Source organism: Nostoc sp. S13 (assembly GCF_029379315.1).
Classification (GTDB): Bacteria; Cyanobacteriota; Cyanobacteriia; order Cyanobacteriales; family Nostocaceae; genus Nostoc.
In genome coordinates, this window is record NZ_JAQYWQ010000067.1 from 14,273 (window position 1) to 39,733 (window position 25,461).

Annotated in this window: 21 protein-coding genes; 8 read left to right on the top strand and 13 right to left on the bottom strand. The window is 43.5% G+C overall.

Translation table 11 applies throughout. The annotated features are described in order from the left end of the window. Positions 1-103: 103 nt before the first annotated feature. Positions 104-1,474 (bottom strand): efflux RND transporter periplasmic adaptor subunit, encoded by a 1,371-nt coding sequence (locus PUQ00_RS19850; protein ID WP_300419814.1) that lies wholly within the window; start codon positions 1,472-1,474, stop codon positions 104-106. 126 nt (positions 1,475-1,600) lie between these two features. Here PUQ00_RS19850 and PUQ00_RS19855 point away from each other — a divergent pair, with 126 nt between their 5' ends. Continuing rightward, a complete protein-coding gene (locus PUQ00_RS19855) occupies positions 1,601-2,248 on the top strand; it encodes a TetR/AcrR family transcriptional regulator (RefSeq protein WP_300419817.1) in 648 nt (215 codons plus the stop codon). Positions 2,249-2,305: 57 nt separating this feature from the next. Here PUQ00_RS19855 and PUQ00_RS19860 read toward each other — a convergent pair whose 3' ends face one another. Beyond that, positions 2,306-3,415 carry a WD40 repeat domain-containing protein gene (locus PUQ00_RS19860; protein ID WP_300419819.1) on the bottom strand — a complete coding sequence of 370 codons (1,110 nt, stop codon included), beginning with the start codon at positions 3,413-3,415 and terminating at the stop codon, positions 2,306-2,308. Positions 3,416-3,568: 153 nt separating this feature from the next. On the opposite strand from PUQ00_RS19860, the gene PUQ00_RS19865 reads away from it, so the two are divergent. Continuing rightward, positions 3,569-4,033, top strand: a complete 465-nt coding sequence (locus PUQ00_RS19865; protein WP_300419821.1) for a CYTH domain-containing protein — start codon at positions 3,569-3,571, stop codon at positions 4,031-4,033. A 448-nt stretch (positions 4,034-4,481) separates the two neighbouring features. Here the strand turns inward: PUQ00_RS19865 and PUQ00_RS19870 are convergent, their stop codons facing one another. The 4 genes from PUQ00_RS19870 to PUQ00_RS19885 all read right to left on the bottom strand — a co-directional run bounded on the left by PUQ00_RS19870 (position 4,482) and on the right by PUQ00_RS19885 (position 9,221). Then, the gene (locus tag PUQ00_RS19870) at positions 4,482-6,230 is read right to left on the bottom strand and encodes an NAD+ synthase (RefSeq protein ID WP_300419824.1); all 1,749 of its coding nucleotides are present in this window, start codon (positions 6,228-6,230) and stop codon (positions 4,482-4,484) included. 136 nt (positions 6,231-6,366) lie between these two features. After that, the gene (locus PUQ00_RS19875; RefSeq protein ID WP_300419827.1) at positions 6,367-7,113 is read right to left on the bottom strand and encodes an NUDIX domain-containing protein; all 747 of its coding nucleotides are present in this window, start codon (positions 7,111-7,113) and stop codon (positions 6,367-6,369) included. After that, a complete protein-coding gene (locus PUQ00_RS19880) occupies positions 7,074-7,673 on the bottom strand; it encodes a nicotinate-nucleotide adenylyltransferase (protein WP_300419829.1) in 600 nt (199 codons plus the stop codon). The genes PUQ00_RS19875 and PUQ00_RS19880 overlap by 40 nt, the downstream gene beginning before the upstream one ends. 81 nt (positions 7,674-7,754) lie before the next feature. Further along, positions 7,755-9,221 (bottom strand): nicotinate phosphoribosyltransferase, encoded by a 1,467-nt coding sequence (locus PUQ00_RS19885; protein ID WP_300419831.1) that lies wholly within the window; start codon positions 9,219-9,221, stop codon positions 7,755-7,757. Between the two features lie 452 nt (positions 9,222-9,673). Here PUQ00_RS19885 and PUQ00_RS19890 point away from each other — a divergent pair, with 452 nt between their 5' ends. From PUQ00_RS19890 to PUQ00_RS19900, 3 genes are all read left to right on the top strand, one after another. Next, the gene (locus PUQ00_RS19890; RefSeq protein ID WP_300419834.1) at positions 9,674-9,826 is read left to right on the top strand and encodes a nicotinate phosphoribosyltransferase; all 153 of its coding nucleotides are present in this window, start codon (positions 9,674-9,676) and stop codon (positions 9,824-9,826) included. Positions 9,827-10,185: 359 nt separating this feature from the next. Further along, positions 10,186-10,359: a helix-turn-helix domain-containing protein gene (locus PUQ00_RS19895; protein WP_300419836.1), complete on the top strand. Its 174-nt coding sequence runs from the start codon at positions 10,186-10,188 to the stop codon at positions 10,357-10,359. A 646-nt stretch (positions 10,360-11,005) separates the two neighbouring features. Continuing rightward, positions 11,006-11,332: a hypothetical protein gene (locus tag PUQ00_RS19900; RefSeq protein ID WP_300419839.1), complete on the top strand. Its 327-nt coding sequence runs from the start codon at positions 11,006-11,008 to the stop codon at positions 11,330-11,332. Positions 11,333-11,558: 226 nt separating this feature from the next. Here PUQ00_RS19900 and PUQ00_RS19905 read toward each other — a convergent pair whose 3' ends face one another. Next, positions 11,559-12,206, bottom strand: coding sequence for a DUF938 domain-containing protein (locus PUQ00_RS19905; RefSeq protein ID WP_300419841.1), 648 nt, complete (start codon positions 12,204-12,206; stop codon positions 11,559-11,561). 283 nt (positions 12,207-12,489) lie between these two features. On the opposite strand from PUQ00_RS19905, the gene PUQ00_RS19910 reads away from it, so the two are divergent. After that, positions 12,490-12,699, top strand: a complete 210-nt coding sequence (locus PUQ00_RS19910; RefSeq protein WP_300419861.1) for a hypothetical protein — start codon at positions 12,490-12,492, stop codon at positions 12,697-12,699. Positions 12,700-12,799: 100 nt separating this feature from the next. On the opposite strand, the gene PUQ00_RS19915 is transcribed toward PUQ00_RS19910, so the two are convergent. Then, positions 12,800-14,335, bottom strand: a complete 1,536-nt coding sequence (locus PUQ00_RS19915; RefSeq protein WP_300419844.1) for a trehalase family glycosidase — start codon at positions 14,333-14,335, stop codon at positions 12,800-12,802. A 290-nt stretch (positions 14,336-14,625) separates the two neighbouring features. On the opposite strand from PUQ00_RS19915, the gene PUQ00_RS19920 reads away from it, so the two are divergent. Further along, a complete protein-coding gene (locus PUQ00_RS19920) occupies positions 14,626-14,853 on the top strand; it encodes a hypothetical protein (protein WP_300419846.1) in 228 nt (75 codons plus the stop codon). A gap of 156 nt (positions 14,854-15,009) precedes the next feature. On the opposite strand, the gene treY is transcribed toward PUQ00_RS19920, so the two are convergent. The 5 genes from treY to dnaK all read right to left on the bottom strand — a co-directional run bounded on the left by treY (position 15,010) and on the right by dnaK (position 24,146). Next, entirely contained in the window at positions 15,010-17,802 is a 2,793-nt protein-coding gene (gene treY / locus PUQ00_RS19925; RefSeq protein ID WP_300419848.1) for a malto-oligosyltrehalose synthase, read from the bottom strand. Positions 17,803-17,946: 144 nt separating this feature from the next. Next, on the bottom strand, positions 17,947-18,276 hold the full coding sequence (locus PUQ00_RS19930; protein ID WP_300419863.1) for a DUF3540 domain-containing protein: 330 nt from the start codon (positions 18,274-18,276) through the stop codon (positions 17,947-17,949). After that, positions 18,277-20,127: a malto-oligosyltrehalose trehalohydrolase gene (gene treZ / locus PUQ00_RS19935; RefSeq protein WP_300419851.1), complete on the bottom strand. Its 1,851-nt coding sequence runs from the start codon at positions 20,125-20,127 to the stop codon at positions 18,277-18,279. Between the two features lie 568 nt (positions 20,128-20,695). Further along, positions 20,696-21,691: a J domain-containing protein gene (locus PUQ00_RS19940; RefSeq protein WP_300419853.1), complete on the bottom strand. Its 996-nt coding sequence runs from the start codon at positions 21,689-21,691 to the stop codon at positions 20,696-20,698. A 373-nt stretch (positions 21,692-22,064) separates the two neighbouring features. Further along, positions 22,065-24,146 (bottom strand): molecular chaperone DnaK, encoded by a 2,082-nt coding sequence (dnaK, locus tag PUQ00_RS19945; RefSeq protein WP_300419856.1) that lies wholly within the window; start codon positions 24,144-24,146, stop codon positions 22,065-22,067. 320 nt (positions 24,147-24,466) lie between these two features. On the opposite strand from dnaK, the gene PUQ00_RS19950 reads away from it, so the two are divergent. Continuing rightward, positions 24,467-25,315: a M28 family peptidase gene (locus tag PUQ00_RS19950; protein WP_300419859.1), complete on the top strand. Its 849-nt coding sequence runs from the start codon at positions 24,467-24,469 to the stop codon at positions 25,313-25,315. Positions 25,316-25,461: the final 146 nt, after the last annotated feature.

The window sequence follows — 25,461 nt, forward strand, 5'->3', positions numbered from 1 at the left end:
TTTCCCGCCGTAGGCGACTGGTGAACCTGAAGGGGGGTTCCAAGAGTTGTAGCGACTGCCGTCGCGCGGAGAATTTGCGAGGAATTGATTAAATGTTGCTCCCTTACCTGACTTCTGGTTTCAAATTGATTTCGGCATCTGCTGGCATCCCCATTTTGGCGCAGGGTAAATCTGATTTAGTATAAGGATTTTCGGGATTAAAGCAGTTATCAGGATTTTGAATTTTGATCCGAATTCCTACTACTTGTCTGACTCGATCTTTTTGAAAGTAAATATTCTCTGGTGTAAATGAAGCTTGCGGATCGATGGCAATTACTTTACCTTCTAGTGGTTTATCTGGCGCAGAATCAATCAAAATTTTCGTTGTTTGTCCTAGACGCACTCTGCCAATATCGCCTTCGGGAATAAAACCTCTAAAATATAGTGTCTTGGGGTCAACAATTGTCAAAATATTAGTCTGACTGCTAACTATTGCACCTGGTTCGACACTACGGGCTGTCACTACTCCATCTAAGGGACTAACTACATTTAAATCTTTTTTGGAGTCTGCAATCTGGGTGAGGATTTGCTGATTTGATGCTTGGGCATCTTTCACTTTGGCACGGGCAGAGTTGACTTTTGCCTGTGCAGATTTAAGTTGAGCATCACTTTGCTGCTGTTTTCTGACTAATGCTGTTAACTGGGCGTTGCGAATGTCAGGATTGAAACCTGTGGTTTGGGCTTGAGTTAACGCCCCTGATGTCGCACTTAACTGTTGACGTTCGGCATTAACTGCTGCCTGTCTTGCTTCTAGGGTTGCTACTGCTGTATCAAGAGTGGTTTGCGCTTGGTCGAATTGTTGTTGATTGATCGCCCCTTCTTTGACTAATTGGGCATAGCGATCACGGTTGATTTTTGCTAAATTAACTTCTGCAGCTGCCTGTTTAACTTGCGCTTGTGCTTGCACTAATGTGGCTCTGGCTGCTGCTACATTTGCTCCTGCTTGCTCAATTCTACCTTTGGTATCCCCTTGGGACTGCCGAAAATTCAGCTTGGCTTCGTTAATTTGGCTGTTAATTTCTTGAATTTCTCTGGCGACTTGCTCGACATCTGAAATTGCTTGCTGTTCATCATACTTAGCAGATGTCACTCTCGCTTGAGTACCCAGCAGTTGTTGTTGCAGCAATTGATCGTCTGTGTCGTCTAACTTAATTAACTCTTGCCCCTTTTTAACTGCTGCCCCTTCCCGCACGACAATTGACTCAATTCTTCCAGAACGCTTGATCCCAACCTCGGTTTCGTAACCCTCAATCCGGCCGCTAACTTGCAGTAGATTCACTGATCCTTGCGGTTGACTGCGCCACACAGCGTAGCCAATCCCAACCACCACCAGCAGCACCCCGATCAGTAAAGGAATTGGTTTCTTCCGGGGCTGCTGCTTCGATACTGGGGCATCTTTAAGATTTTCCGGGGATGTCGGGATAGTCTGAGTCATAGTAGCACCCTGGATTGTAAAAAATATTTATTTTGTAGACGAGAATCGAAAATTCTGAATTGTTTGTGATCATACTAGACTGTATAGTATGATAAAACAAGAGATCGGTCAAAAAATTTACTCTTCATGCCAAAAAACCCTAGTTCGCAACTAGAAAATACTTTACCTGCGATCACTCCAAAGCAAGAGCAAATCTTGCAAGGAGCTATACGGGTATTTTTGAAGGAGGGTTACGCTAGAACAAGTATGGATCGTGTCAGCGCAGAAGCTGGAGTGTCGAAGCAAACAATATACAGTCACTTTCAAGATAAAGAAGGGCTGTTTAAAGCGTTGATAGAACGGTTGACCCTTGCTTGTTTTCAAAGTATTTTTTGCACAGAAAAATTGCACGGCGAACCAGCAATTTTGTTGCGTCAAGTTGCGGAAATTTATTTAACCAAAGTCGCTGATAATCCCGATTATTTGGCATTGTTGCGTTTAATTATCACCGAGTCACAAAACTTTCCTGAACTAGCCAAACTTTATACCAAAACCGTTGTGCAGCGAGGTCGGCAAATGCTGAGTCAGTATTTCGCATCTCATCCAGAATTAGGGATTACCGACCCAGAAGCAATGGCTCAGATTTTTTTTGGTTCGCTGGTATCCTACGTGATTGTACAAGAAGTTTTGTATGGAAAAGAACTCATGCTTTTATCACGCGATCGCCTGGTAGACAGCTTAATGAATGTGGTCATGAGCCAGTCCCTAAATAGGGAAATATACCTTTCTAAGTGATTGTAAAATCTGTTTTTTGGCGTTTAAATTTCCATCTGTAGGTAATAGCTAATGCAGTTAGTTGATTTGCCAAATATGTATAGTGCTATCCTCATTGCTACTAGCAAGAGTTTTACCATCTGGGCTAAGTGCAAGCCCTAAAACAGAACTGGAACCATCTTGAAAGGTGTGCAACAATTTCAAAGTCTCTAAGCTCCACAGTTTAATACTGCCATCAAAATTGCCGCAGATCAGAATTTTTCCATCGGGGCTAATCACAAGAGAATCAACTGAACTAAAATTGTCAGTAAACTCATGCAGCAGTTTTCCAGTTTGGAGATTCCATAACTTCAGGGTGCTAATTGCCCGATTCCCAGAAACTAGCTGACCAAAACTGCCAGTGACGAGCTTTTTGCTATCTGGAGTAATGGCAATAGCATCAACTGCGGTTTTGTGTCCTTTGAGAATATGGCGTATTTTTTTAGTTTGCAGTGAAATGAGCTTAATTGTATTGTCATCGCCACCCCCAGCACTCACAAGGGTTTGCATATCAGGGCTAAATACAACCTTACTTACATACCCTGAATGTGCAGTAATGGTATCAAGAAGCTTAAGCGTGTGTAAATCCCAAAGCTTGATTGTGTGATCATCACTGCCACTAGCAATCAATCTACCATTTGAACTAATAGCAACGGTTTCTACTGGTTGGGTATGTCCACTTTCGATGTTAAGCGTAAGCATTAATTGAGTGCGTAAATCCCAAACCTTCATTGTTGGAGTGGTTATCCCACCACTTACAATCCTCTTACCATCTGGACTAATCGCAATTGAAGTAACACCATCTGAGTTAGCATCTATACTATGCAGTAATTTTCCAGTACGTAAATTCCAGATTTTAATTGTATCATCTCTAGCTCCACTAATTAGGGTTTGCCCATCTGGGCTAATCACAACTGCTGGAACACCAAAAGTTACTTTTTTATGTGCCGTCAGTGTGTGAATAAGTTGAATATGTGATTGCGACTGAGTAATTATACTCTTACCAATGGGAGGATTTGAACTGGAAGAATGTACATTAATGATAGTGATGGTTACTGCGATCGCTAAGGCTGTAATCGCTGGTTTGGATTTGAGGAAATTCAATAATTTCATGTGAGTGAGGAACGCAATTATTAATAGTGTTCCCATTAAATGGGGCGCGATGCCCTTCTCTACGAGACGCTCCGCGAACGGCGCAGGCTCAGGGTAAGACCTACGGCGGCCGGGTACGCCATCGCACCCCATGTGATAAACTACAGCCACTTGATAGTGTAAATTATTACATCAAACCAAATAAGTATAATGGCGAAAGAAATAGAGCGGAAATATTTAGTGAGAGGAGATAGCTGGAGAGGATTAGCTGAAGGTAGTGTATATCGTCAAGGATACATTCCCACACAAGACAACGTGACTGTACGTATACGTATAGTCGGGGAAAAAAGTTATTTGACCATTAAAGGCCCCAATATCAAATATTCGAGATTAGAGTTTGAGTATCCGATTCCTATTGAAGATGCTCAAGAAATACTTGAGACATTGTGTGAACGTCCCTTTATAGAAAAAATCAGATTTAAAATAAAGTCGGGTGGTTTGATTTGGGAAATAGATGAGTTTGATGGTGTTAATAAAGGACTAATATTAGCAGAAGTTGAACTCAGTGATGAAAACCAACAAATTGAACTACCAATCTGGATTGGAGAAGAAGTTTCTCATGACTCCAGATATTTCAACAGCAATTTAGTAAAACACCCTTTTTCACAATGGTAATGGCTGAAATCTTGGTGATACCAATTCTGCATGAAGATGCGCTAAACCCTATTGAAATACAAAAAAGAAAAACGAACCGCATTCGCGTTAGCGTCTCCCCTTGGGAGAAGGACGCAAAGGACACAAAGAAAGAAAGAAAGAAAGAAAGAAAGAAAGAAAGAAGTTAAAAGGGTTAAGCGCAGCCTCACAAAGAAATGGTATGACAAGCTAAGTTTGTGTAGCCGTGAATTCTATGGTAGTGTTGGCCAATTGATAGGGAATCTAAAAGATTTTAATTTTTTTAATTTCAGTGCGTTTTAACGCACTTTAGCTATTAGCCCGCAATTTATTACAAGGCGGGAAAGCAATGCTCTCACCGAGGTTTTAGGGATAGGGATTTAAATAATTCGTAATTGAATTAGTTGGTGTATAAATCCCCAACTAATTCAACTGTGGTTAGCATAACTAATTACTTGATTTGCGGATGGGCATTTTGTCCATCCCAACAGACTAAGGTAGGTGTAGCTATGGTTTTAGTCTGGTAAGCGTTTTTGACACCAACCCAGTTACTAGCAATTGGCATTCGCCAACCAGTTCCAAAGGCGCGATCGGTGATTTTCAAGCCTGGGGGTGCTTGTCGCCGTTTAAATTCAGCCCGCGCCACCATTTGAATTACTCGGTTTACAATCATTGGATCGTGACCGGCTGCAACAATTTGTGCTGCTGATTGGTGGTTGTGAATCAGGCGTTGCAAAATATCGTCCAAAATTTCGTAGGGCGGTAGAGAGTCTTGATCCACTTGACCTGGTTTGAGTTCGGCGCTAGGTGGTTTAATCAAGACGTTTTGCGGGATGATTTCACGATTGCGATTTAACCAGTGGCAAAGTGAATAAACACAGGTTTTAGGAACATCTGCAATTACCGCTAACCCGCCATTCATATCGCCGTAGAGAGTACAGTAACCAACTGCCATTTCTGACTTGTTACCGGTAGATAAGAGGAGATAGCCAAATTTGTTAGCGATCGCCATTAATAAATTACCCCGAATTCGGGATTGGATATTCTCCTCAGCCAGTCCAAACTCTGTACCTGCAAACAAATTGCCTAAAGTTTGATCAAAGCCTTGCATTAACTCGCCAATCGGTAAAAGATTAGTCTTAATCCCCAGATTTTCGGCTAATGCCATAGCATCACTAATAGAATGCTCGGAACTATAAGGGGAAGGCATGAGAACACCCAGGACATTTTCTTTACCAAGTGCAGCAGCTGCGATCGCAGCTACTATTGCAGAGTCAATCCCGCCACTTAAACCCAACACTACTTTAGAAAAGCGACACTTGCGAGCATAATCTCGCACTCCTAAAACCAAAGCTTGCCAAATTTCTTCATCTTCCGATTCATACACAGGTGCTACAGAACCCAATTGCAAATCTCGTTGCGCTTCATCAAATTTGACCACTACTAAATCGGTGTCAAAACCACGGCCGCGACACATAATTTCACCTTGACGATTCAAGGCAAAACTACGTCCATCAAAAATTAGGTCATCATTTCCCCCAACCTGATTAGCGTAAATAATCGGTTGTTGAAAACGGACTGCACTATGCCTGAGTATTGTTTCTCGAAACTGTTGTTTCCCGACCGTGTAGGGGGAAGCAGACAAATTTACAATCAAATCTACACCGAGAATAGCTAAGTCAGCAATCGGATTCACTGCATAACTACGTTTGCCCCAAAATTCTTCATCGTTCCATAAATCTTCGCAAATAGTTACGCCAATATGGATATTATCTAGAGTGAAATAATTAGCCTGCAATCCTGGTTCAAAATAGCGACGTTCGTCAAACACATCGTAAGTAGGCAAAAGTCGCTTGTGAAAAAGTTGTTTGACCTTGCCATTCTCTAACAAAGCCATACTGTTAAATAATGTTTTACCGCCAGTAATAGACGCTTTCAAGTTCTGTTCAACAGTTCCTACCAACACAGCTAAATTTGGCGGTAAATCCCGCGCCAAGTTTTGTAAAGTCATGCCCATCGCTTCCACAAAACTAGGATTTAGTAATAAATCTCTTGGTGGATAGCCACACAAAGAAAGTTCTGGTGTCAACAACAAACGCGTACCGCTAGATGCTGCTCGTTGTGCCGCCTCCAGTATTTTTTGGGCATTCAAAAGTAAATCACCAATTGTCGGATTAATTTGAGCGATCGCAATCTTCATTTTTGGTTAGAGACGCGATTAATCGCGTCTGTACAGGAGTTAGGAAGTAGAGACGCGATTAATCGCGTCTCTACAGGAGTCAAGAGTTAAAATTAATTGCCTTGACTTTAAACTTTCAACTCTATGTAGCGGTTCATTAAATAAACACCAAAGGTTTATCTTTTAAGGGAGCAAAAGCCTCAGCGTCAAACTTATACAAACTAGCTGGACGACCAGCACCCCGTGATACCTTAATTCTGGTATCGCATAAAAAACCTAACTTGAGTAGACGCGCTCGAAAATTAGAGTAATCGGAAAAATTGTCACCTAAAACTGTGGCGTATAACTGATATAAATCATTCAAGGTGAACATCTCTGGCAAGACTTCAAAAGCCACTGGACTATACTCTAATTTATTTCGCAATCGCCTGTGCCCATAGGTCAGAATTTCATTATGGTCAAAAGCTAATTGCGGTACTTGTTTTACTGGATACCAAGCTATACCAGTCATGCGATCGGCAATCAATTCGGCTTCCTCATATCGCACTAGGGCAAAGTAACTAACTGATAGATAACGCACACCATAACTATCGGTTGCTTCGCGTGGATCGCGATTCGGCCCGCCAAATGTATACAGTTGTTCTAAATAGAGATTCTTGACCTTAATTTTCTCTGCCATAATGCGATAGGCAGCATCTTCTAAAGACTCTCCTGGACGCACCAAAGTACCGGGAAGACTCCAATGATTTAAAAATGGTTCTTGCTGTCGCATTACTAATAGAACTAACAGCCGATTTTGGGCAGTATCTACAGAAAAAATTACATTATCAACACCAACTTTGAAATCGGCCAAAGGTTGTTGGTTTAGCGGAGTTGGTATCTTTTTTTGGGAATGTCCTGGCATTTGTACAAATGCTCTCGATTAATATAGGCAACTACAGGGGCTGTGAGGGCTTCAGAATCTCCATGTTCGCGGTACGCTGTTGAGGAAACATCTAGACCAGTAAAAGAGGCGATCGCAATCTTCCCTCCCAGCTTTTGCACTACCTCTGAACTAGATTGATCTATTGCATATCCCGGTCGCGGCACAATCAGTAGTTGCACTTCCTGTAACAAATCTTCAATGCGATACCAACGTGGTAGCTGACTCAGTAAATCTGAACCAATGATTAACGTCAATTCAGCGTCCTCACCCCAAGTAAGCTTCGCTTTTTCCACTGTTTCCAGTGTTCTAAAGCTACTCAATTCTTGTTCCAAAGCAATATTATGCCGTGGCGCGTCTATATCCGCAATCAACAGTTGCAGCATTGCCGCCCGATGCTCTAAGGGTGTTTGATCGGACTTAAATGGATTATCTGCTGCCCAAACCGCTACCCAATCATAACGCTCAGACAACCAATTCAGAATCGCCTGATGTCCAGCAGTTGGTGGATCGGCACTAGTACCAAACAAAGCAATTCTCATAGTAATTCGTAATACTCGCCAAAGGCGAGAAGCAAGCTACGTAATTCGTAATTCGTAATTAAGACAGACGAAAGAGTACTTTTACCTCTGTGTTCTCTGTCTTGAAAAGTTCAGATCACCGGAAGCCGGCGCTCCGACTTTTCCCTGCGCCTCTGCGGTTCGTTTCTTAGTTTCCTCAGTTAACACACGTAACCCCTGAGAAATTTCCACTTGCACAGCGACAGGATGATCTAAATGCCGTGTCTGTTCTGGCAAACTGGCAACTGAGGCGGCGGTACGCTGACGAATTGTTGCCAACGATTCTAACGGTTGCACCCGTTCACCCTCCTGTACTACCAACTGCAACAAAGGTTCTTCTTCCAGAGGAATTTCATCTAAAAGTCCCAACCTGTCTGCTTTTACCTTACCTCCCGTAAACGAGCGAAAAATCTGCTTGCGCCCTGGATAAGTAACCTTACCACTTGACTGCTTCATCACTGGGATGCCATCAATGTCTACAAGTTTATAAACTCCATTTACGGGCGAACCTGTAACTAGTCGCGTTCCCAGTCCGTAACCATCGATTTGGGCCCCAGCAGCTTTTAATCTGGCAATTTCCCACTCGTCCAAATCGCCACTGGCAAAAATTGGCACACCGGGAAGGAGCGATCGCACCTGTTTTGATAAGGTAACTAAATCTCCTGAGTCCAATCGCACTCCTGTTAATTGCATTTCCCCGGAATTGACTTTTTCGGACAAGCGCTGGGCAGCAGCAACGGTATCATAAGTATCAATCAACAATGGCGCACCCGGAAAATATCGATGAAATGCACTAAAAGCTTGTTCTTCAGTGCCTTCTATTGCTGACAACGCCATCACTAAGGCGTGTGCCATCGTACCACTTGGCTTTTCTCCCAGTTGTAGCGCTGCTAACACATTAGAAGTGGAATCTAACCCACCTGCCAACGCCGCCCGCGCCGCCCACAAAGCAGCCTGGGGACTAAATGCTCGTCGTGTCCCAAATTCTAAAAGTGTTGCTTCTTCCCCCGCTACATCCCGCAATCGTGCTGCTTTTGTGGCAATCAAAGTCTGGTAATTAATCGTATTCAGGAGGTAAGTTTCCACTAGTTGCGCTTGCCAAAGGGGTGCTTCTACCCGCAACAGTGGCTGATTAGCAAAGACGGCTGTCCCTTCCGGTACTGCCCAAACATCACCCGTAAACTTTCCCTGGGCTAGTAGTGACCAAAAGCGATCGCTTGCGTGAGCAAAAATTCCCGTTGCCTGTAATGCCGCAATTTGCGAAGCATTAAAGCGGAATTTGGCTAAATATTCCAATGCCTGCGTCAGCCCCATTGCAATTAAATAACCAAAACCCTCTGGCAATCGCCTGACAGACAATTCAAAGCTTGCCCGTCGTTCTTCTATACCTTCACCTGTATAACAAGCTGCCATCGTCAACTGGTAAAGGTCGGTCAGCAAGCTGTAGTCATCCGCAGAGAAGTTTAATTCCTGGTTCTGCTGGCTTTGCTGTTTATGTACATAGTCCAAATTTGGCAAAAAAGTTGTCATCCAAGAGCTTCCTTACAAGATGCTTCTGCTACTTATGGTAATATTTACCATAAATAATGTCAACTCCCGGTGAATATATTTCAGAGATTGCTGTCTACCAGTAGGTTTATAGGTAAATTAATACTAACTTAATCAAAAATTTAATATTTTTTAATAGTAATAGCTAGTAATAATGTTAATTGGACAGGCGGCTAATGAAGGAAAACAATATTCTGTAAAATAAAGTTTATTTACAAGCCTCTTTCTCAGACTGGGGTTGGAGAAATAGCTATGTTACTATTATAAATAGTGAGAAAAGTTTGACTTTTTGAGAAACTAAAGTATTGCGAAGTTATCTGAATAAAGATTGCGTATAATCTCAATATATTGAGAATTAGAGCCAGTCAAGAATATCAGCATTAGAGTATAGGTATCACAATTAATAGCGACTCGAAAATAAGGAGTCAAATATTATGGCTATTTCCCAAATCATTGCGAAGATAACCCAGTATATTTCTGAAGCTGCAATGCGGATTTTTGCCCCTAATGATGATGCTTATCCTGTTATTGGCGTACAACCTTTTACAGGTGAGCCTTATGATAAGCGTAAAGATGATAATGATTAGGTGCTGAATATAAGAATCTAACTTGAATAATTATAAGCATACTGAGACTGAAATCTTTGTCCAGTAAGGCTTTTATCTGAAAAAGTTTTCATTAATCAAACTGGAGTCCTAAGTAAGTTGGCGTCAATGATTAAAGGTTTGTTTTAAGGGGCTAGAGCCGTTTAAAACGAGCAAATTTAATTAAATTCAAATTGTGTAATCCCAATTTTATATGAAGCTGCATCTAATGGAGAAAACAAACTTGATAAATTAAAATAACCATGAGCCGCCCTTTTAAGATTGAAATCGCAGAGAGCGAAGAAGAACTTAAAAAACGTCTACAAACAGCGAATTTAGGAAACTAGAAAGAAAAGCTTATTATGCTGTGGTGGATAAAAAGCGGGCAGGTTAAGGAGCAGCAAGAAATCGGAAAACGCTTGGCAAAAGATACTTCAACGGTCACGAGATGGTTGCAGAAGTACAGAACTGATGGGATATCAGGCTTATTAGAAATTAAAAAAGCATCAGGAGCAAAACGGAAAATCGTGGTATAACATAGTTTGATTTATTCTTGTCCACTTACTTAATATAGCAATCCTATTTGATTTACTTTCCACCGAGAGGCTCATAACCCCGACTTCTTCAAGAAGTCGGGGTTCTCATTGTTCATTTGCAATTAAAAATATGAATTTTAGGAATTATATTAACTTGACTTCTCAGCATTAGACGTAGGTTGAGTGGAACGGAGCGCAACTCAACTGATTATCAGGATGTTGGGTTACGCAAAGCTTCCACCCAACCTACAAGCTGTATGTTTAGTTTTGTAAAAACGGTGAAATAACGAATTTCTAAGGTATGTGCCGAATTTAGATTTCGTTACATACTTGGAAATTTCCTCGCCCACTTACTTAGGATTGCTATACCATTAGGAAAAAAACAATTTTAACTTGCTGCATAAATTCCTATATCTGAACGTATAAATTGAAAGTGGTTCACAAGTTTCCTCTTCGTCAAGAGAATCCAAACTTTAAATTCTCATTCAAGGAGAATACTTATGAACCCGAAGCGAAGACCCAGAAAAGCTTTCCCAGAGGTTTGATTTGGCTTGATTTGGGTAAATAATACTACTTTTGGTCTAGGATTAGACGTTTATTTTGTCTATTCTAGACATTTAATCACATAACAAAGGACTGAAAATTTATGAATGGGAAACTTTTCAAGTATTTGGGTTTACCTTGTGCTTTAGTTATGCTGGGTAATACATCAGCTTTAGCTGACAGTACATCTGGTACAATTATAGATTATCATCTAAATGGTGGGGTAGTAGGAAGGGGTGTATGTCTTCAAATGAACCCTACATCACCAACTGTTGCTGGTTGGCTATGTTTATGGAAGGACAATGCTTTGTACCAAGAAGTTACTGATTTACTTCTTAATGCTTATTCGTCAAGAAAAACCTGTTCGATTACTTGGACTACTTATCGCGGCGGTTTAGCAGTTATTGATTATGTACACTGCTACAATTAAGCGTTTCCACAGTTGAAAGCAAGTACAGGCTTTGAGCATTTCAACGACAGACTAACATCTGTCAAAATAAAATTGATGGCGTAAATAGTTACTTAACGCCATCAATTTTATCTCAAACCTAACCCCCAACCCCAACCCTTGTGGCGTTGGGGAGCAAAAATCAAAGCCTCTGACGCCACTTGCTTCATTTTTGTCAACATATATTAGTGGACTTGCTCTCTAGGAATTATTCATTAGTAGAACGTTCAAACACTACTGAAAGATTATTTGCTGGCATTTGGTAAGTCTGTTTCAAGGTAAGATTTTGGGCGCTAGCTAATGCGACAACATCATCCAAGTCACGTACACCCCACTCTGGGTTTTGGGCGCGTAAAGATTCGTCAAAAGCTGCATTACTCGCTGCTGTATGTTCTCCACCTTGTTTAAAAGGCCCATATAAATAGAGGATACCTCCTGCTGATAAGATCCGACCTGCCCCTGCCATTAGTCCTAGACAGGCTGACCACGGTGAAATGTGAATCATATTGATGTTGACGATCGCCACAATTGGCTCCCGATTAAGCCAATCAAATGCATGATTCTCCACTGGCCAAACTGGTTCTCTGACATCAAGCTCAAGCGGTGGATAAAGATTAGAATAGCCAAAGTGTTCAGCCCATGCAGTAATGCTGGCTCGTAATTGTGGATTTGCATCTGTTGGCAACCACGAACGAGGACTGAGCTTGGGGGCAAAAAATACTGCATGTTCGCCAGTACCACTTGCTATTTCCAATATCGTGCCACTCTTTGCCAACACTTGTAAAAGTACTTCTATAATTGGTTCGCTATTGCGCTGGGTTGCTGGTGCGTATTGTCGTGCGTCTTGTGGTGTCATCCGTATCGTTATATTATAAAAAATGACCCTATCTTATCCCATTTCACTCAATGACAGATCGCCCAGCCATAAAGATTTGTTGTGCCGTTAGTTGCAAGTTGGGAAAGATTGAGGAAAAGGGACATAGAAAAGGCGAAAAGATATTGGCAAGCTTATCAGGAGGAACAGGATGAGCAAGAAACTGAGAAAGCATGAAGAGGTCGTAATTGAGCAGCTGGGAAACCCGGAAATGGCAAAAGCCTAACTAGATGTCGCCCTTGAAGAGTAAAAGCAGGATGGTGATCTGGCATTTTTTCTAGAAGCGCTGCAAAACGTGGCAAAAGCACGGTCGGGTATAACCCACCTTGCGGAAAAAACGGGTTTAAATCGCCCAAATCTTTATCGGGTCTTGTCGCCAGAAGGCAACCCTGAACTGCGAACCATCAGCCTTATGCTGCACAATGTCGGCTATCGCCTGAGTGTACAACCGATTCAGGCATCGCCAGAGAATTAACGTTGATACCCATGAGCATTGCTGTGCCCCTACCGCTTGGTCTATCTACCTGAAAATAGCTATAAGAAAAAGGCGTGAGGAAAAACTCACGCCTTTTTATTTAAACTTTTCTCCCACAGGCTGCTAAAAGTTCCAAAACGACTCCATTTGTCCAGCCGAAGCCAATTTCGTTAGAACTATATCCAAAGCTGATATCGTCAGAAACGTTGGCAGAACAGCGCTCAACATCATATTTCTCAACTAGGGTGTTGTGACGCCCAAATTCTTTAATTACCATAGCCAGGAATTTGTTGGCAATGCGATCGCCCTCTGTATGATACCCATAGCGGTGAAGTCCCTGGACGGCAATTAACGTCAGTGGTGCCCACCCAAAGGGGGCATCCCACTGGTTTCCGGTGACACGAGTACTGGTAAGGATTCCTCCTGGGGCTTCAAATAAAGAGAGATTTTCCACAACGCGCCGGGCTTGGGTTGGAGAAGCAATTCCCAGCCACAGGGGATAGAACGTGGTAGCAAATTCGTAACCGCGGCGTTTTCCACTCTGGAAGTGATAGTCCAGATAAAGTCCCTGTTGATCATCCCAGAGACGCAGATCGATGCGATCGCGGCGGATATCTGCGCGATTGCTCCATTTTTGTTCCAGTTGTTCGTTCCCCAGAATATCGTTAATTTGCGCCATATCTTGTTCTACCTGATACAGCAAACTGTTCAGGCACACAGGAGCGTAGTGGAGGATATCAGCACTAAAAGGGCCAAATCGGTTGGTGATATCAAAACCAGACTCGCGCATGGTGCGATCGCCCTTATAAAATAGATTCGTCAGTTGGTCAGTTTCCTGGTTGTAATAAAGACTAACGTCATAATCCTCAACTTCAAAAGTTTTATAGTACTCCTTGACGCGATCGTAGTGGGTTTTTCCCTCCTCATCCCGCTCGGAGAACAAAACTTCTGGCGCGGGGCCTTCCCCAAGAGCATAGAATCTAGATAAGCCTGTTGCAGAATTCAGGTGAGGCGGTACTACCCAGTAATAGTAAAATTGCTCTAGCAGAGGTACGGTTGACCTTAACCACTCTTCATCCTGGGTGTGCTGGAATAATGCCAAAACCATCATGCTGAGGACAGGAGGCTGCGATCGCGACAGCATATAAGTCCGGTTGGCATTGAGGATGATGCCGTAATTCTGCACCTGGTACAGCAGTTGGTCTACTTGGCTTTGCGCTAGCTCTAATTCCCCATCGTGCAAAAGTCCCAGTAATATAAAGTAGCTGTCCCAGCCATACATTTCATTAAAGCGCCCACCTGGTACGACATAGGGCCCTGGTAGGTATAGTAACCCATGCTCTTTAATAGCTTCGACTTCAGGTGGCAAAGTGCGAATTTCAATTTTTTGCATATCCTTGAGAGATAGCGATCGCTCCAACACAGTCTGAATGTTGGGACAATCTTCTAAGGGGGAAATGTAGACAATCCAAGGAGTGTCTGTTTTATGGTCTAGCTTGGTATCCTTTGCAGATTGCAACAAATGTTCGTGCGATCGCGTTAAGGTTTTCCACGTTTTTTTGATGTGCGATCGCACAGCCTCAATTTGCGCGGGGGTAAATGCTGGTGGAGTGTCGGTGTAAGCTGGAGTAGTCATAATTCATCTCAAAATTCAAGTAGGAGGGCTGGGGAATAGAGAGTAAGGACTAGGAACAGGGAGTAACGCTGTCAAGGTGAGTCTGGATAAGACTGCAACTTCTATTTCATTACTAGCTCAGAACTCGGAACTTCGAGATCAGTACTCGCAACTTCAATAGCTGTACTCGGAATTTTCAGAATTTTAAAGGAACAAGTGAAGATTTGAGTTGAACAAATATAAAATTCAATCTACATGTCACCTTGACAGGGCTAGAGCGAGGGAGCAGGGGAGCAAGGGGGAAATAACCAATGCCCAATACTTCTCTACCTTGGGCTGCACTTCTCTACGAGACGCTGCGCGTAGCTTGCTTCCACGTTCGCGCAGCGTCCCGTAGGGAAGTGGTACGGCAAGGCTCAGTGACCACGCCAACGACAACGCTACTTCGATGTCGCTCAGTACAAGTCAGTACAAGTGGCCAATGCCGAATGGCACTAAGAAAAGCCCAAAGGCTTGTGTCACCTCGTTCCCAGTCTTAAGACTGGGAATGTATTCCCCTTGCTCTGCCTCTCGTTAAGCCCCTGGAGGCGTAGCCTCCGAAAATGGGCTAAGAGCCTGGATGCTCTTAGCCCGTCAGGGCAAGGGCTGTATCTTAACTTAGTGCCATTCGCCCAATGCCCAATGCCCCATACCCGTTAATCACTGACTAACAGTGCAACTGGAAAATGGGCGAGGGCTGCTGCGATCGATAATGTCTCTTTAGCCTGTATAGGTTGCTGAGTCAGGATGTTTTTCCCAGAGAAGGAAGTTCCATCGGGTAATTGCAAGTGCGTATCTTGCCAAACTGATTCGCCCAAGGGGTTGTCTTCAGGCTGGATGAGGCTGGTTAGAAAACGAGGCGCGATCGCGATCGCTGTTTGATTCCCCTCCCGCCGCGCAAAGGCGATAATGTGATTGGCGTAGGTTCCCTGAACTTCTAATGGTAAATAATCGCCGTCCTGGAATAATGAAACGTAGTTTGTTCTGGCTTGGAGTAATTGAGCCGTTAAAAATAGTTTGATTCTGCCGTCTGTTTTGTGGTTTAATAATTGGTGAATCAGTGCGAGAATGTCTGTTTTTACTTGCTCACGGATGGCACTTAAGTAACTACGTCGCTGTTCAAAATCCACAGGACGGCGATTGTCTGGATCAACTAAACTTAGTTCCCAAAGTTCTGTTCCCTGGTAAAAGTCGGGTACACCAGGGGCGGTAATCTTCAGGAGAGTTTGGGAAAGAGAATTGAATATACCATAGGCTGCAATTCGCTGTTGAAAGGGGCGAAAAACTTCTAGAAATTCCCCGGAGATGGCAGGATCAAGTACTTTCTCAATAAAGGAAGTACAAGCCTCTTCGTACTCGCTATCAGGTCGCAACCATGCTGTATGCACTTTTGCTTCTCGAATTGCCTTAATTATATAGTCTTTTACCCGTTCGACAAAGGAAGCGTCTTCATCTTCCCCAAAAGGAAACGCCCCTACCAAGGTTTGATAGAGAAAATACTCATCGTTGCGATCGGGTATTGCGAACCCCTGGCGATCGCTGCGGTATCCTCGATTAATGGCGCTCCAAGTATTTACCTGCTGTTCCCACTCTTCGGGGATTTCTGAGAGGACATTCAACCTAGCCCGCACATCTTCACCGCGTTTGGTGTCGTGGGTGGCTGTGGTGTTCATTGTGTGGGGCCAGGTTAACTGGTGCTGTTGGTTAAAGGCATGAAATTTGCTGACTGAAATCCCAAAATGACCGGGATTACCCCCCACTTCATTTAGCGATAGTAACCGATTGTAAACATATAATGTGGTGTCTTCTACGCCTTTCGCCATTAGCGGCCCGCTATATTGCTGCATTCGTAAGACAAAATATATCCACTGATCGCGTTCTGTTTGAGTCAGAGAGCTATCAAACTCTAACAGCATTAACTTTTCAATAAAGGTCAATTCCTGCTGCAACAGGGGCGCTTGTTCTTTGGCTTGGTGAATTACTTTTTGAATCGTAGCGCGATCGCTATCCCCAATTCCATCCGGTGTAATATAGGTGCGGTAAATTGGGAACAATGTCAAAACTTCCGCGATCGCTCTTTTTAGTCCATTCAGTGTAAAATCATTAGCATAGCGATATTTGCTGGAAACATTCTTTAACAAAAGAGCCAGATTGTCAATATCACCGGCTAAATTCTTTTCTAATATTAGGTGCTTTTTATCCTTCACTACCGATGAATAATCTACTCGTGAGCCGATAAAGTTATAGTAGATTTTATCGAACTGTGATTGATTTTCAGATTCACAAAATACGCCATTTACATAGTTGAGAAAGTCATATCCCGATGTTCCTTCGATTCCCCAATTTTCCGGCAATTCTTCTGTGAGTTCTAAAATCTTTTCCACAGTGATATAAACATCACCCGTCTTTTCCCGCAGCCTTTGGAGATACTGGATTGGGTCATAAAGTCCATCAATGTGGTCAATGCGTAAACCTGTAAATTTGCCCTCCTCAACTAGCTTCTGAATTAGACTGTGGGTGTTATTAAAAACCCGCAGTTCTTCAACTTTAACGGAAATCAGTTCATTGACAGTAAAGAAACGGCGGTAGTTCATTTCCTCCGCCCCAACTTTCCAGAAGGCGAGACGATAAAATTGGTCATTCAGTAAGTCATCTAAGAGGTTAAAGCTTTCTGAATTACCCGCTTCTCCGTTGAAAGTTTCGAGATTTTCGTCAATAAACTCACGGATGTGAGCATTTGTGGTGTATATTTCCCAAACCAATCCTTTAATAAATGCGATTTGGTCTTGTCGCTGTTTTCCCGCCACCTCTGAAGGCACACTTTTGAGAATATAGAGAATCCCCAAGAGCTTAATAAAATCGGGGTGATTGCGTCCGAGTGTGCGCGTGAGTTTGCCCAGATTATGAGTGATAAATTTTGTGTAAGATTCTAACCGCAGTGGCAGTTTTAAGGCGTAATAGTTTACAGTTAAACCGTTTTCTTCATATTTTAGTTGAATGTGTCCGTTTTCCAAGGATACACCGTAGAAGTCTCCCAGTAGCGGCGCTAGGATTCGCTCTTGGCGATCGCCAAAGGGAGCATTCCAAGAAAGGTCGAAGTAATCGGTATAACTGGAATCTGGGCCGTGTTCCAATACGTCCATTAAGTAGAGGTTTTCGCTGGTATAAGCCATGTGGTTGGGCACAATATCTTGTAACCAGCCCATACCAAGGGATTGAACTTGCTCAACTAAGGCATCAAAGGATTCATTAGTTCCTAGTTCTGGGTTGAGTTGAGTGGGATCTACTATATCGTAGCCATGCGTACTCCCGGATCGTGCGTAGAAAATGGGGGAGGCATATAAATCGGAAATACCTAAATCTGCTAGATAAGCTGCGATCGCTCTAGCGTTATCAAAGCCAAACTGAGGTGTAAACTGAATTCGATAAGTTGCGGTAGGAATTCGCATATTTTTTTGTAGTGGGGAGTGGGGAATGGGGAGTGGGGAGTGGGGAGTGGGGAGTTTGAGGTTTTAAGCTTGAAAGTTTTCCTCCTTCCCATGCTTTCCTCGTTCCCATGCAGAGCATGGGAATGCATTCGTTGAGTCTCTGACTCAAATCTGACTGGAGGCAGAGCCTTCAATCAGCCATTCCCATGCTTTGCATGGGAACGAGAGATGAGGAAAGTGGAGGGATAAGGGAACGTTGAGCCTCTGAGCATGAACGTTGAGCCTCTGAGCATGAACGTTGAGCCTTTGAGCATGAACGTTGAGCCTTTGAACATGAACGTTGAGCCTCTGAGCATGAACGTTGAGCCTTTGAGCATGAACGTTGAACCTCTGAGCATGAACGTTGAGCCTTTGAGCATGAACGTTGAGCCTTTGAGCATGAACGTTAAGCCTTTGAGCATGAACGTTGAGCCTTTGAGATGAAAACTTTAAAATTTAACTTGCCCCTTCGTATAGCACCAAACTGGTAGCTTTTACTCTTACTTCTTGCCCCACAGAGAGATATTCTGCGGCTTCAGAACCAGTCCCAGACCATGAGCTATCTGCTGAGTCTAATAGCTTATGAACATCGTGTCGACTCGGCAAAGTTACTGACACTGGAGACGAATTGAAATTCATCACAAAAATTAGTTCACTCGATTCGCACCAACGACGCACGATAACCACCTCCTTCTCTCCATCGCTAGTCGCTTGGATGAAATTGCGGTCTTGATTTAAAAGTGCTGGATGCGTCTTGCGTAAATTAATTAACTGGCGATACCAATCCCAGAGAACTTTGTGCTTACCATTATTGCGTAATTCCCAATTGAGTTTAGAACTCAGGAAAGTTTCTGCCGATTCTGGATCTGGGGGATCATCTGCATAGTGAAATGCTTCAAATTCTTGTTTGCGTCCGGCTCGAACTAATTGAATTAAATCTGGATCAGAGTGACTGACAAAGTAAATGAAGGGTGCTGTTTCGCCGTATTCTTCTCCCATGAACAACAGGGGTAAGTAGGGCGACAGCAACACAGCGCCAGCAGCCAACTTTAATCCTTCAAAAGAGATGCGCTGGGTGAGGCGTTCTCCTTTCATTTGATTGCCGATTTGATCGTGATTCTGGATGCAGACTGAAAACTGTGATAAAGAGCGATCGCGGCAAGATATGCCATGAAATCGGTTGCGGTGTGGTGCGTACTTCCAATCGTAGACAAAAGTATCTTCATAAGCTTTCGCCAGATCAGCACATTTCCCAAAATCTTGATAATATGCTTGGCGATCACCTGTCAAGAGTGCGTGTAATGCATGGTGAAAGTCATCACTCCACTGGGCATCAAGGGCATATCCACCTAATTCCGCCGGACGAATTATTTGCGGATTATTCATATCACTTTCGGCAATTAAATGGCGTTTCCATTTTTGCCCTTGTTGGGAAAAATGATGAACCGCTTCCGCCAATTCCCACAAAAAATGCTTGGCTCCCAAGTCGTAAATTGCTTGAATGGCATCTAGCCGCAAAGCATCAATGTGAAATTCACCCAACCAGTAAAGGGCATTTTCGATGAAATAGTTTCGTACACCCTGACTATGGGCATCATCGAAATTCATCGCATCGCCCCACGGCGTTTTATAGGTTTTAGTAAAGTAGGGCCCGAACTGACTCATATAGTTGCCTTCTGGCCCAAAGTGGTTATACACCACATCCAACACTACGGCGATATTATTTTGGTGGCAAGCATTTACCAGTTGTTTAAGTTCGGCTGGGCTACCGTAGGAGTTTTGGACAGCAAAGGGATAAACACCGTCATAACCCCAGTTGCGGTATGTCAGAGAAGCCTCAATATGGGTGTCTCCCGGAAACTGAGCGATCGGCATGATTTCAATGGCATTAATTCCCAGTTCCCTCAGTTCTGGTAAGCGGGGAATGATCGCGGTAAAAGTTCCTTCGGGCGTGAATGTGCCAACGTGGAGTTCATAAAAAATCATCGACTCCACAGGAATGCCAGCCCATGCTTCATCAGTCCACTCAAACTGTTGATCGATAATTTGAGACGGCCCATGCACCCCTTCAGGTTGATACTGCGACGCCGGATCAGGAAAAGTGTCTTGGCCATTCAAGACATACCGATAAAGCGCACCTGGATACACATCGTTGACTTTCGTGTGCCAGTATCCCTCAGACTGAGGCTTGAGGGGAATTAACTGCTGTTCTGGCGTCACAATTTGTACCGTGACGCTATCTAATAGCGGAGACCAAACTGTAAATTCACATTCTCCGTTACCCAAGTAGTTAGCACCAATTCTCACGCAGTATCCTCCCATCAGATTTTATGTTCTGCCAAATTGTGGCGCGATCGCAAATGTCATTGATTGCACAATGTTTACAAACACGCCAGATAGCATAATGGTTGGTCTACCTGATATCTTGCTAGCACCTGGAGGCGGATTTTTTACAAGAACAAATTCTGTCTAATGATGAAGAAGAATACATTCCTCAGAATTCAGAATTCAGAAGTCAGAATTCAGAAGTCACAAGTCAGAATTCAGGACTTACGCAAAATATCTCTCAAACTCTGATTTCCACCGAAGTTCAGATCGGCGGAAGCCGCCGCTCCGACTTCTCTCCGTGTCGCGCCAGTTGCTACAACGGGGGGAACCCCCCTTCGGGTTCGGCAGTTCCTCATGGGGGAAACCCCCTCTGAGCGACTGCCTCACCGCAACGCACTGGCTTCTCTGCGCCTCTGCGGTTCTTATTCCGTAACTCGTGCGTAAGTCCTCCGGGTATTTATTATGCTTAATTGCCCGGATATGATATAAAGCCTCTTTTACTTCTGAATTCTGACTCCTGAATTCTGAATTCTGCTATATTTCATCCCTAACTCAATAAATCAGCGCGGGGTTTAAAGGTTTCTATTTGACGCAACTTTTCGTAAAGTTCCTGTTCTTCTGGAGTAATATTTTTTGGGGTAACTATCTGAATTTCCACTAATTGATCGCCACGTTTCCCGTCATCGCTGGGGTAGCCTTTATTTCCTAGTCGGAATTTTTGACCAGACCTAACTCCTGTGGGAATTGTCATTTTCACTGGCCCGTCCAAAGTTGGTGCTTCTATCTGTCCTCCTAAAACTGCCTCGCTGGGAGTAACGGGAACCTGGCAAAATATATTTAAACCTTCTAACTTAAATAATGGATGAGGTTCAACGGTAATTTTTAAGTAGAGGTCGCCACCACCAACGCCTTGGTTCCGCAAACGGATGGTTTGACCTGTTACCATACCTGGAGGCATATTAACTTCTAGCGATCGCCCATCTTCCAAACGAATGCGTTCATTGCCACCTTGATAAGCTTTTTCTAATGGGAGCGTTAATCTGGCTTCTATATCTCGACGGGTGGTGCGAGGTGGGGTATTAACGGTGTATGCAACTTTTGTTCTGGGGGAACGAAACGGATCGGTAGTATTACCATTACTGGAGTTAGTTGTCCCACTTTTATTTTTGACGCCGATAACTTGATTAATAAAACTTTCAAAGTCAGAGAATTGACTTGGATCTACGTCCTGATTACTATTGCGATCGGCTTGACTACTCTGCCAAGTTTTAGCCTTTGGCGTTTGTTTGTTGCCTGCAAAGCCTTTTTGCTTCCAGTAGCGGCTAAACTGGTCGTACTGCGATCGCTTGGCTGGATCTGAAAGAACTTCATAAGCCTCACCAATATCTTTAAATTTTTCCTCAGATTCTTTGTTACCCGGATTGAGATCGGGGTGATATTGCCTTGCTAACCGCCGATAGACTTTTTTAATTTCCTCGCTAGAGGCTTCTTTAGATACTCCCAAAATCTCGTAGTAATCGCGAAAGTTAGGCAAATTTTGCATAGTCAGTTATTTAAATTTTAGATTTTAGACTTCGGCTACGCTCAGTCGAACGATTTGGGATTAATTAGGAGACGCGATTAATCGCGTCTGTACAGGATTTAGGAGAAGAGACGCAATAGACTTATCCGGAAATGAGAACTTTATTTGGCTGAAACCTAGCTCTGGAGAGGGTTTTAGAGGTTCCTGTTTTATATAAGCTAAAAAGCCAGCTATGTAAGGGTTTCAGCTATTTTGAGGTTTATTTGTGGATAAGTCTAATTAATCGCGTCTGTACAGGAGTTAGGAGTAGAGACGCGATTAATCGCGTCTGTAGAAAGATTTAATTTTTAACTCCTCACTTCTCACTCCTAACTCCTAACTTTTATTAAAAGTACTACGACCAATCATTGTCTTCTTCATCATCCCAGTTATCTTGGTAGCTGGGACGGGATTTGCGTGGAGGACGGCTTTCATAGGAGGAAGAACGACTGTCTCGGTTATAGTCTCTGTCATAGTCTTTCCCATAATCTCTGCCATAGTCTTTACCATAGGAGTCGCGTTCTCGATATGTCTCTCTGGGAGATTCGCGTTCTTTATCCTTATCACCACCAGTAAAGATGTCACGGATAGTACCAAATAAGTCGTCGTCTTCATCTTCAGCATAAGTCTGGCGGACTTCCCGGTTTAGCTCATAAAGAGCATCTTGCAAGTCAGCGTAGGCTTGATCTATACCGCGATCGCTATTTTCCTTAAGACTCTCTTTTAGTTGTCGGCAAATATTATCAATTCTTTGGCGGCGGCTGCGGGCAAACTGCATACCAAATTCCAGTGCTACTTCTCTAAGTTGGCGTTCTGCTTGGAAAATCAACGCCTCAGAACGAGTCCGCTTTTCGACTCTTTCTTTACGTTCGCGATCGACATCGGCGTATTTCTGAGCATCCTGAATCATCCGATTCACTTCCGACTCGTTCAAGGTAGAAGCGCCCTGAATGGTAATACTCTGTTCTCGTCCAGTGGTTCTATCTAGGGCTGTTACCTGTAAAATACCGTTAGCATCAATATCAAGTGACACCTGAACTTGGGGAATTCCTCGTGGTGCTGGCGGGATGCCATACAGCTTGAACCGTCCTAGAGACTTGTTATTTGCTGCCATTTCCCGTTCGCCCTGGACTACGTGAATTTCCACGGTATTTTGGTTATTTTCGGACGTAGAAAAAATATCAGAACGGCGTACTGGAATAGTGGTGTTGCGGGGAATGAGTTTTTTCATCACGCCGCCGATGGTTTCCAATCCCAAAGAAAGGGGTGTGACATCCAAAAGCAGCACATCTTTGAGTTCGCCTGCGAGAATTCCTGCCTGAATTGCTGCACCTACTCCCACGACTTCATCAGGATTAACGTTTTCGTTGGGTTCTGTGCCAATCAAGTCCCGTACTAGCTGCTTCACCATTGGCATCCGTGTAGAACCGCCAACTAACACAACTTCTTCAATATCTCTAGGTGAGAGTCCGGCATCTTTGAGCGCCCGTTTCACTGGTATCCGCAATCGTCCCACCAAATCACCACACAAACCTTCAAACTGGGAACGAGTTAGACGAGTTTCCAGATGTTTGGGGCCATCTTCCGTGGCGGTGATGAAGGGTAAGTTAATATCGGTGACGCTGACAGAGGAAAGTTCAATTTTTGCCTTTTCCGCAGCTTCCATCAGGCGTTGTAAAGATTGTCTCTCGCGCCTTAAGTCTACCCCTTCGACTTCTAGAAATTGCTCTGCTAACCAATCTACAATTGTTTTGTCAAAGTCATTACCACCAAGTTGCGTATCTCCACTGGTAGCCTTGACTTCAAATATTCCATCACCAACGTCTAAAATCGACACGTCAAAGGTACCACCACCCAAGTCAAATACTAAGATAGTTTCCGTGTCACCGCGATCTAATCCATAAGCCAAAGATGCAGCAGTTGGTTCATTGAGAATCCGCAGCACTTCTAAACCAGCAATTCTGCCAGCATCGCGGGTTGCCTGCCGTTGAGAATCGTTAAAATAAGCGGGTACTGTAATTACTGCCCCTGTGACTGGTTCACCCAAATAGCGACTAGCATCGTCTGCCAATTTCTTCAGCACCATTGCTGAAATTTCTTCTGGGGCGAAATCTTTATTCAGACGGGGACAGGCAATTTTAATATTACCTACTTCGTCTTTGCGGATGGTGTAGGGTACACGCTTTGAATCTGGGTTAAGTTCGCCATATTTCCGCCCAATGAAGCGTTTAACTGCGAAAAAGGTATTTTGGGGATTGAGGACGGTTTGTCGCCGTGCCATTTGCCCAACCACCCTTTCACCTTCTTTGCTGAAGCCAACTACGGAGGGGGTTGTTCGCATTCCTTCTGCATTGGCAATCACCACCGGCTTGCCACCCTCCATAACGGCGACTACTGAGTTGGTTGTACCCAAGTCGATGCCGACTACCTTGCCCATGCGTTACTCTTCTCCTAAAGTGTCTTATATATTATTTATTATGATTGGGCGGAACTACCTTTAGCTTTGTATCACACGATGAAAACACCTCAATGGTATAATAGTTACCATTCTGGCAGTAAGCTAAGAAGTGCAGCTAGAGGAGATAGTTGCAAGACTAGGATAGCATTGAGATGGTTGGTGTGCCTAAGCAGCCTCAATTCTTGTTATCCAGCTACTTCTGTTTACCGGATCTACAAGTTGGTAAATGCACCTTAACAATACTTGCTCTGCTTCTTTGATTGCCTGAAAACCTTAATATTGTCCACTATTTTAAAAATTTGAATTTAACAGAGCGATTACAAACTTCCCTGAGTGCGATCGCACGAGAACGCGATCCTTACATGGCAACGGCTGGACATTTTTTTGTCCAAGAATACATCCGCCAGCAATTTTCCCAATGGGGGAGTGTGGAAATCCACACCTTTGAAGTCAGAGGTAAAGCTTGTAATAACTTGATATTAAATTTACCCTCCCAAGCTAGAGGGCAAAAAAAGGATTTGCCACCTATTTTGATTGGCGCTCATTATGATACCGTTCCGGGAACACCAGGGGCTGATGATAATGCCACGGGTGTGGCGGTGTTGCTGGAATTGGCGAGAAAGTTTGCTGCCCAAGCTATAAGATATCCCTTAAGGCTAGTTGCTTTCGATATGGAAGAATACGGCTTATTGGGTAGTGCTGACTATGCAGCCTTGTTGCATCAACAAAAGCAACAGCTACGATTAATGATCTCCCTAGAAATGCTGGGCTATAAGGATTCTACACCCGGTTGCCAAAGTTACCCTTCACCTCTGGAACGCTTCTACCCAGACAGAGGCGATTTTATTGCTTTAATTGGCAATTTGCGGACATTGCCTGACTTAATTGGCATGAGCCGTAATATTCGCAAAGCTGACGTATCTAGTCAATGGCTACCCGTACCGAATCGAGGTTTAATAGTTCCCCAAACCAGACTTAGTGATCATGCACCTTTCTGGGATTTGGGTTATCCAGCAATGATGGTGACAGATACGGCATTCTTGCGAAATCCACATTATCACAAATCTAGTGATGCGATCGCTACTTTGGATTTAGATTTTCTGAGTGGTGTATGTGAAGGGTTAGAAATTGCGATTCGGCGGTTGTGAAAAATATTAGACATCTCCAGAAATTAAATATGCTTTATTCAAAACCCTTGTAGAGGCGTAGCACTGCTACGTCTCTACATTCTTTTTCACTCCAATGCCCAATGCCCAATGCCCAATGCCCAATGCCCAATGCCCAATGCCCAATG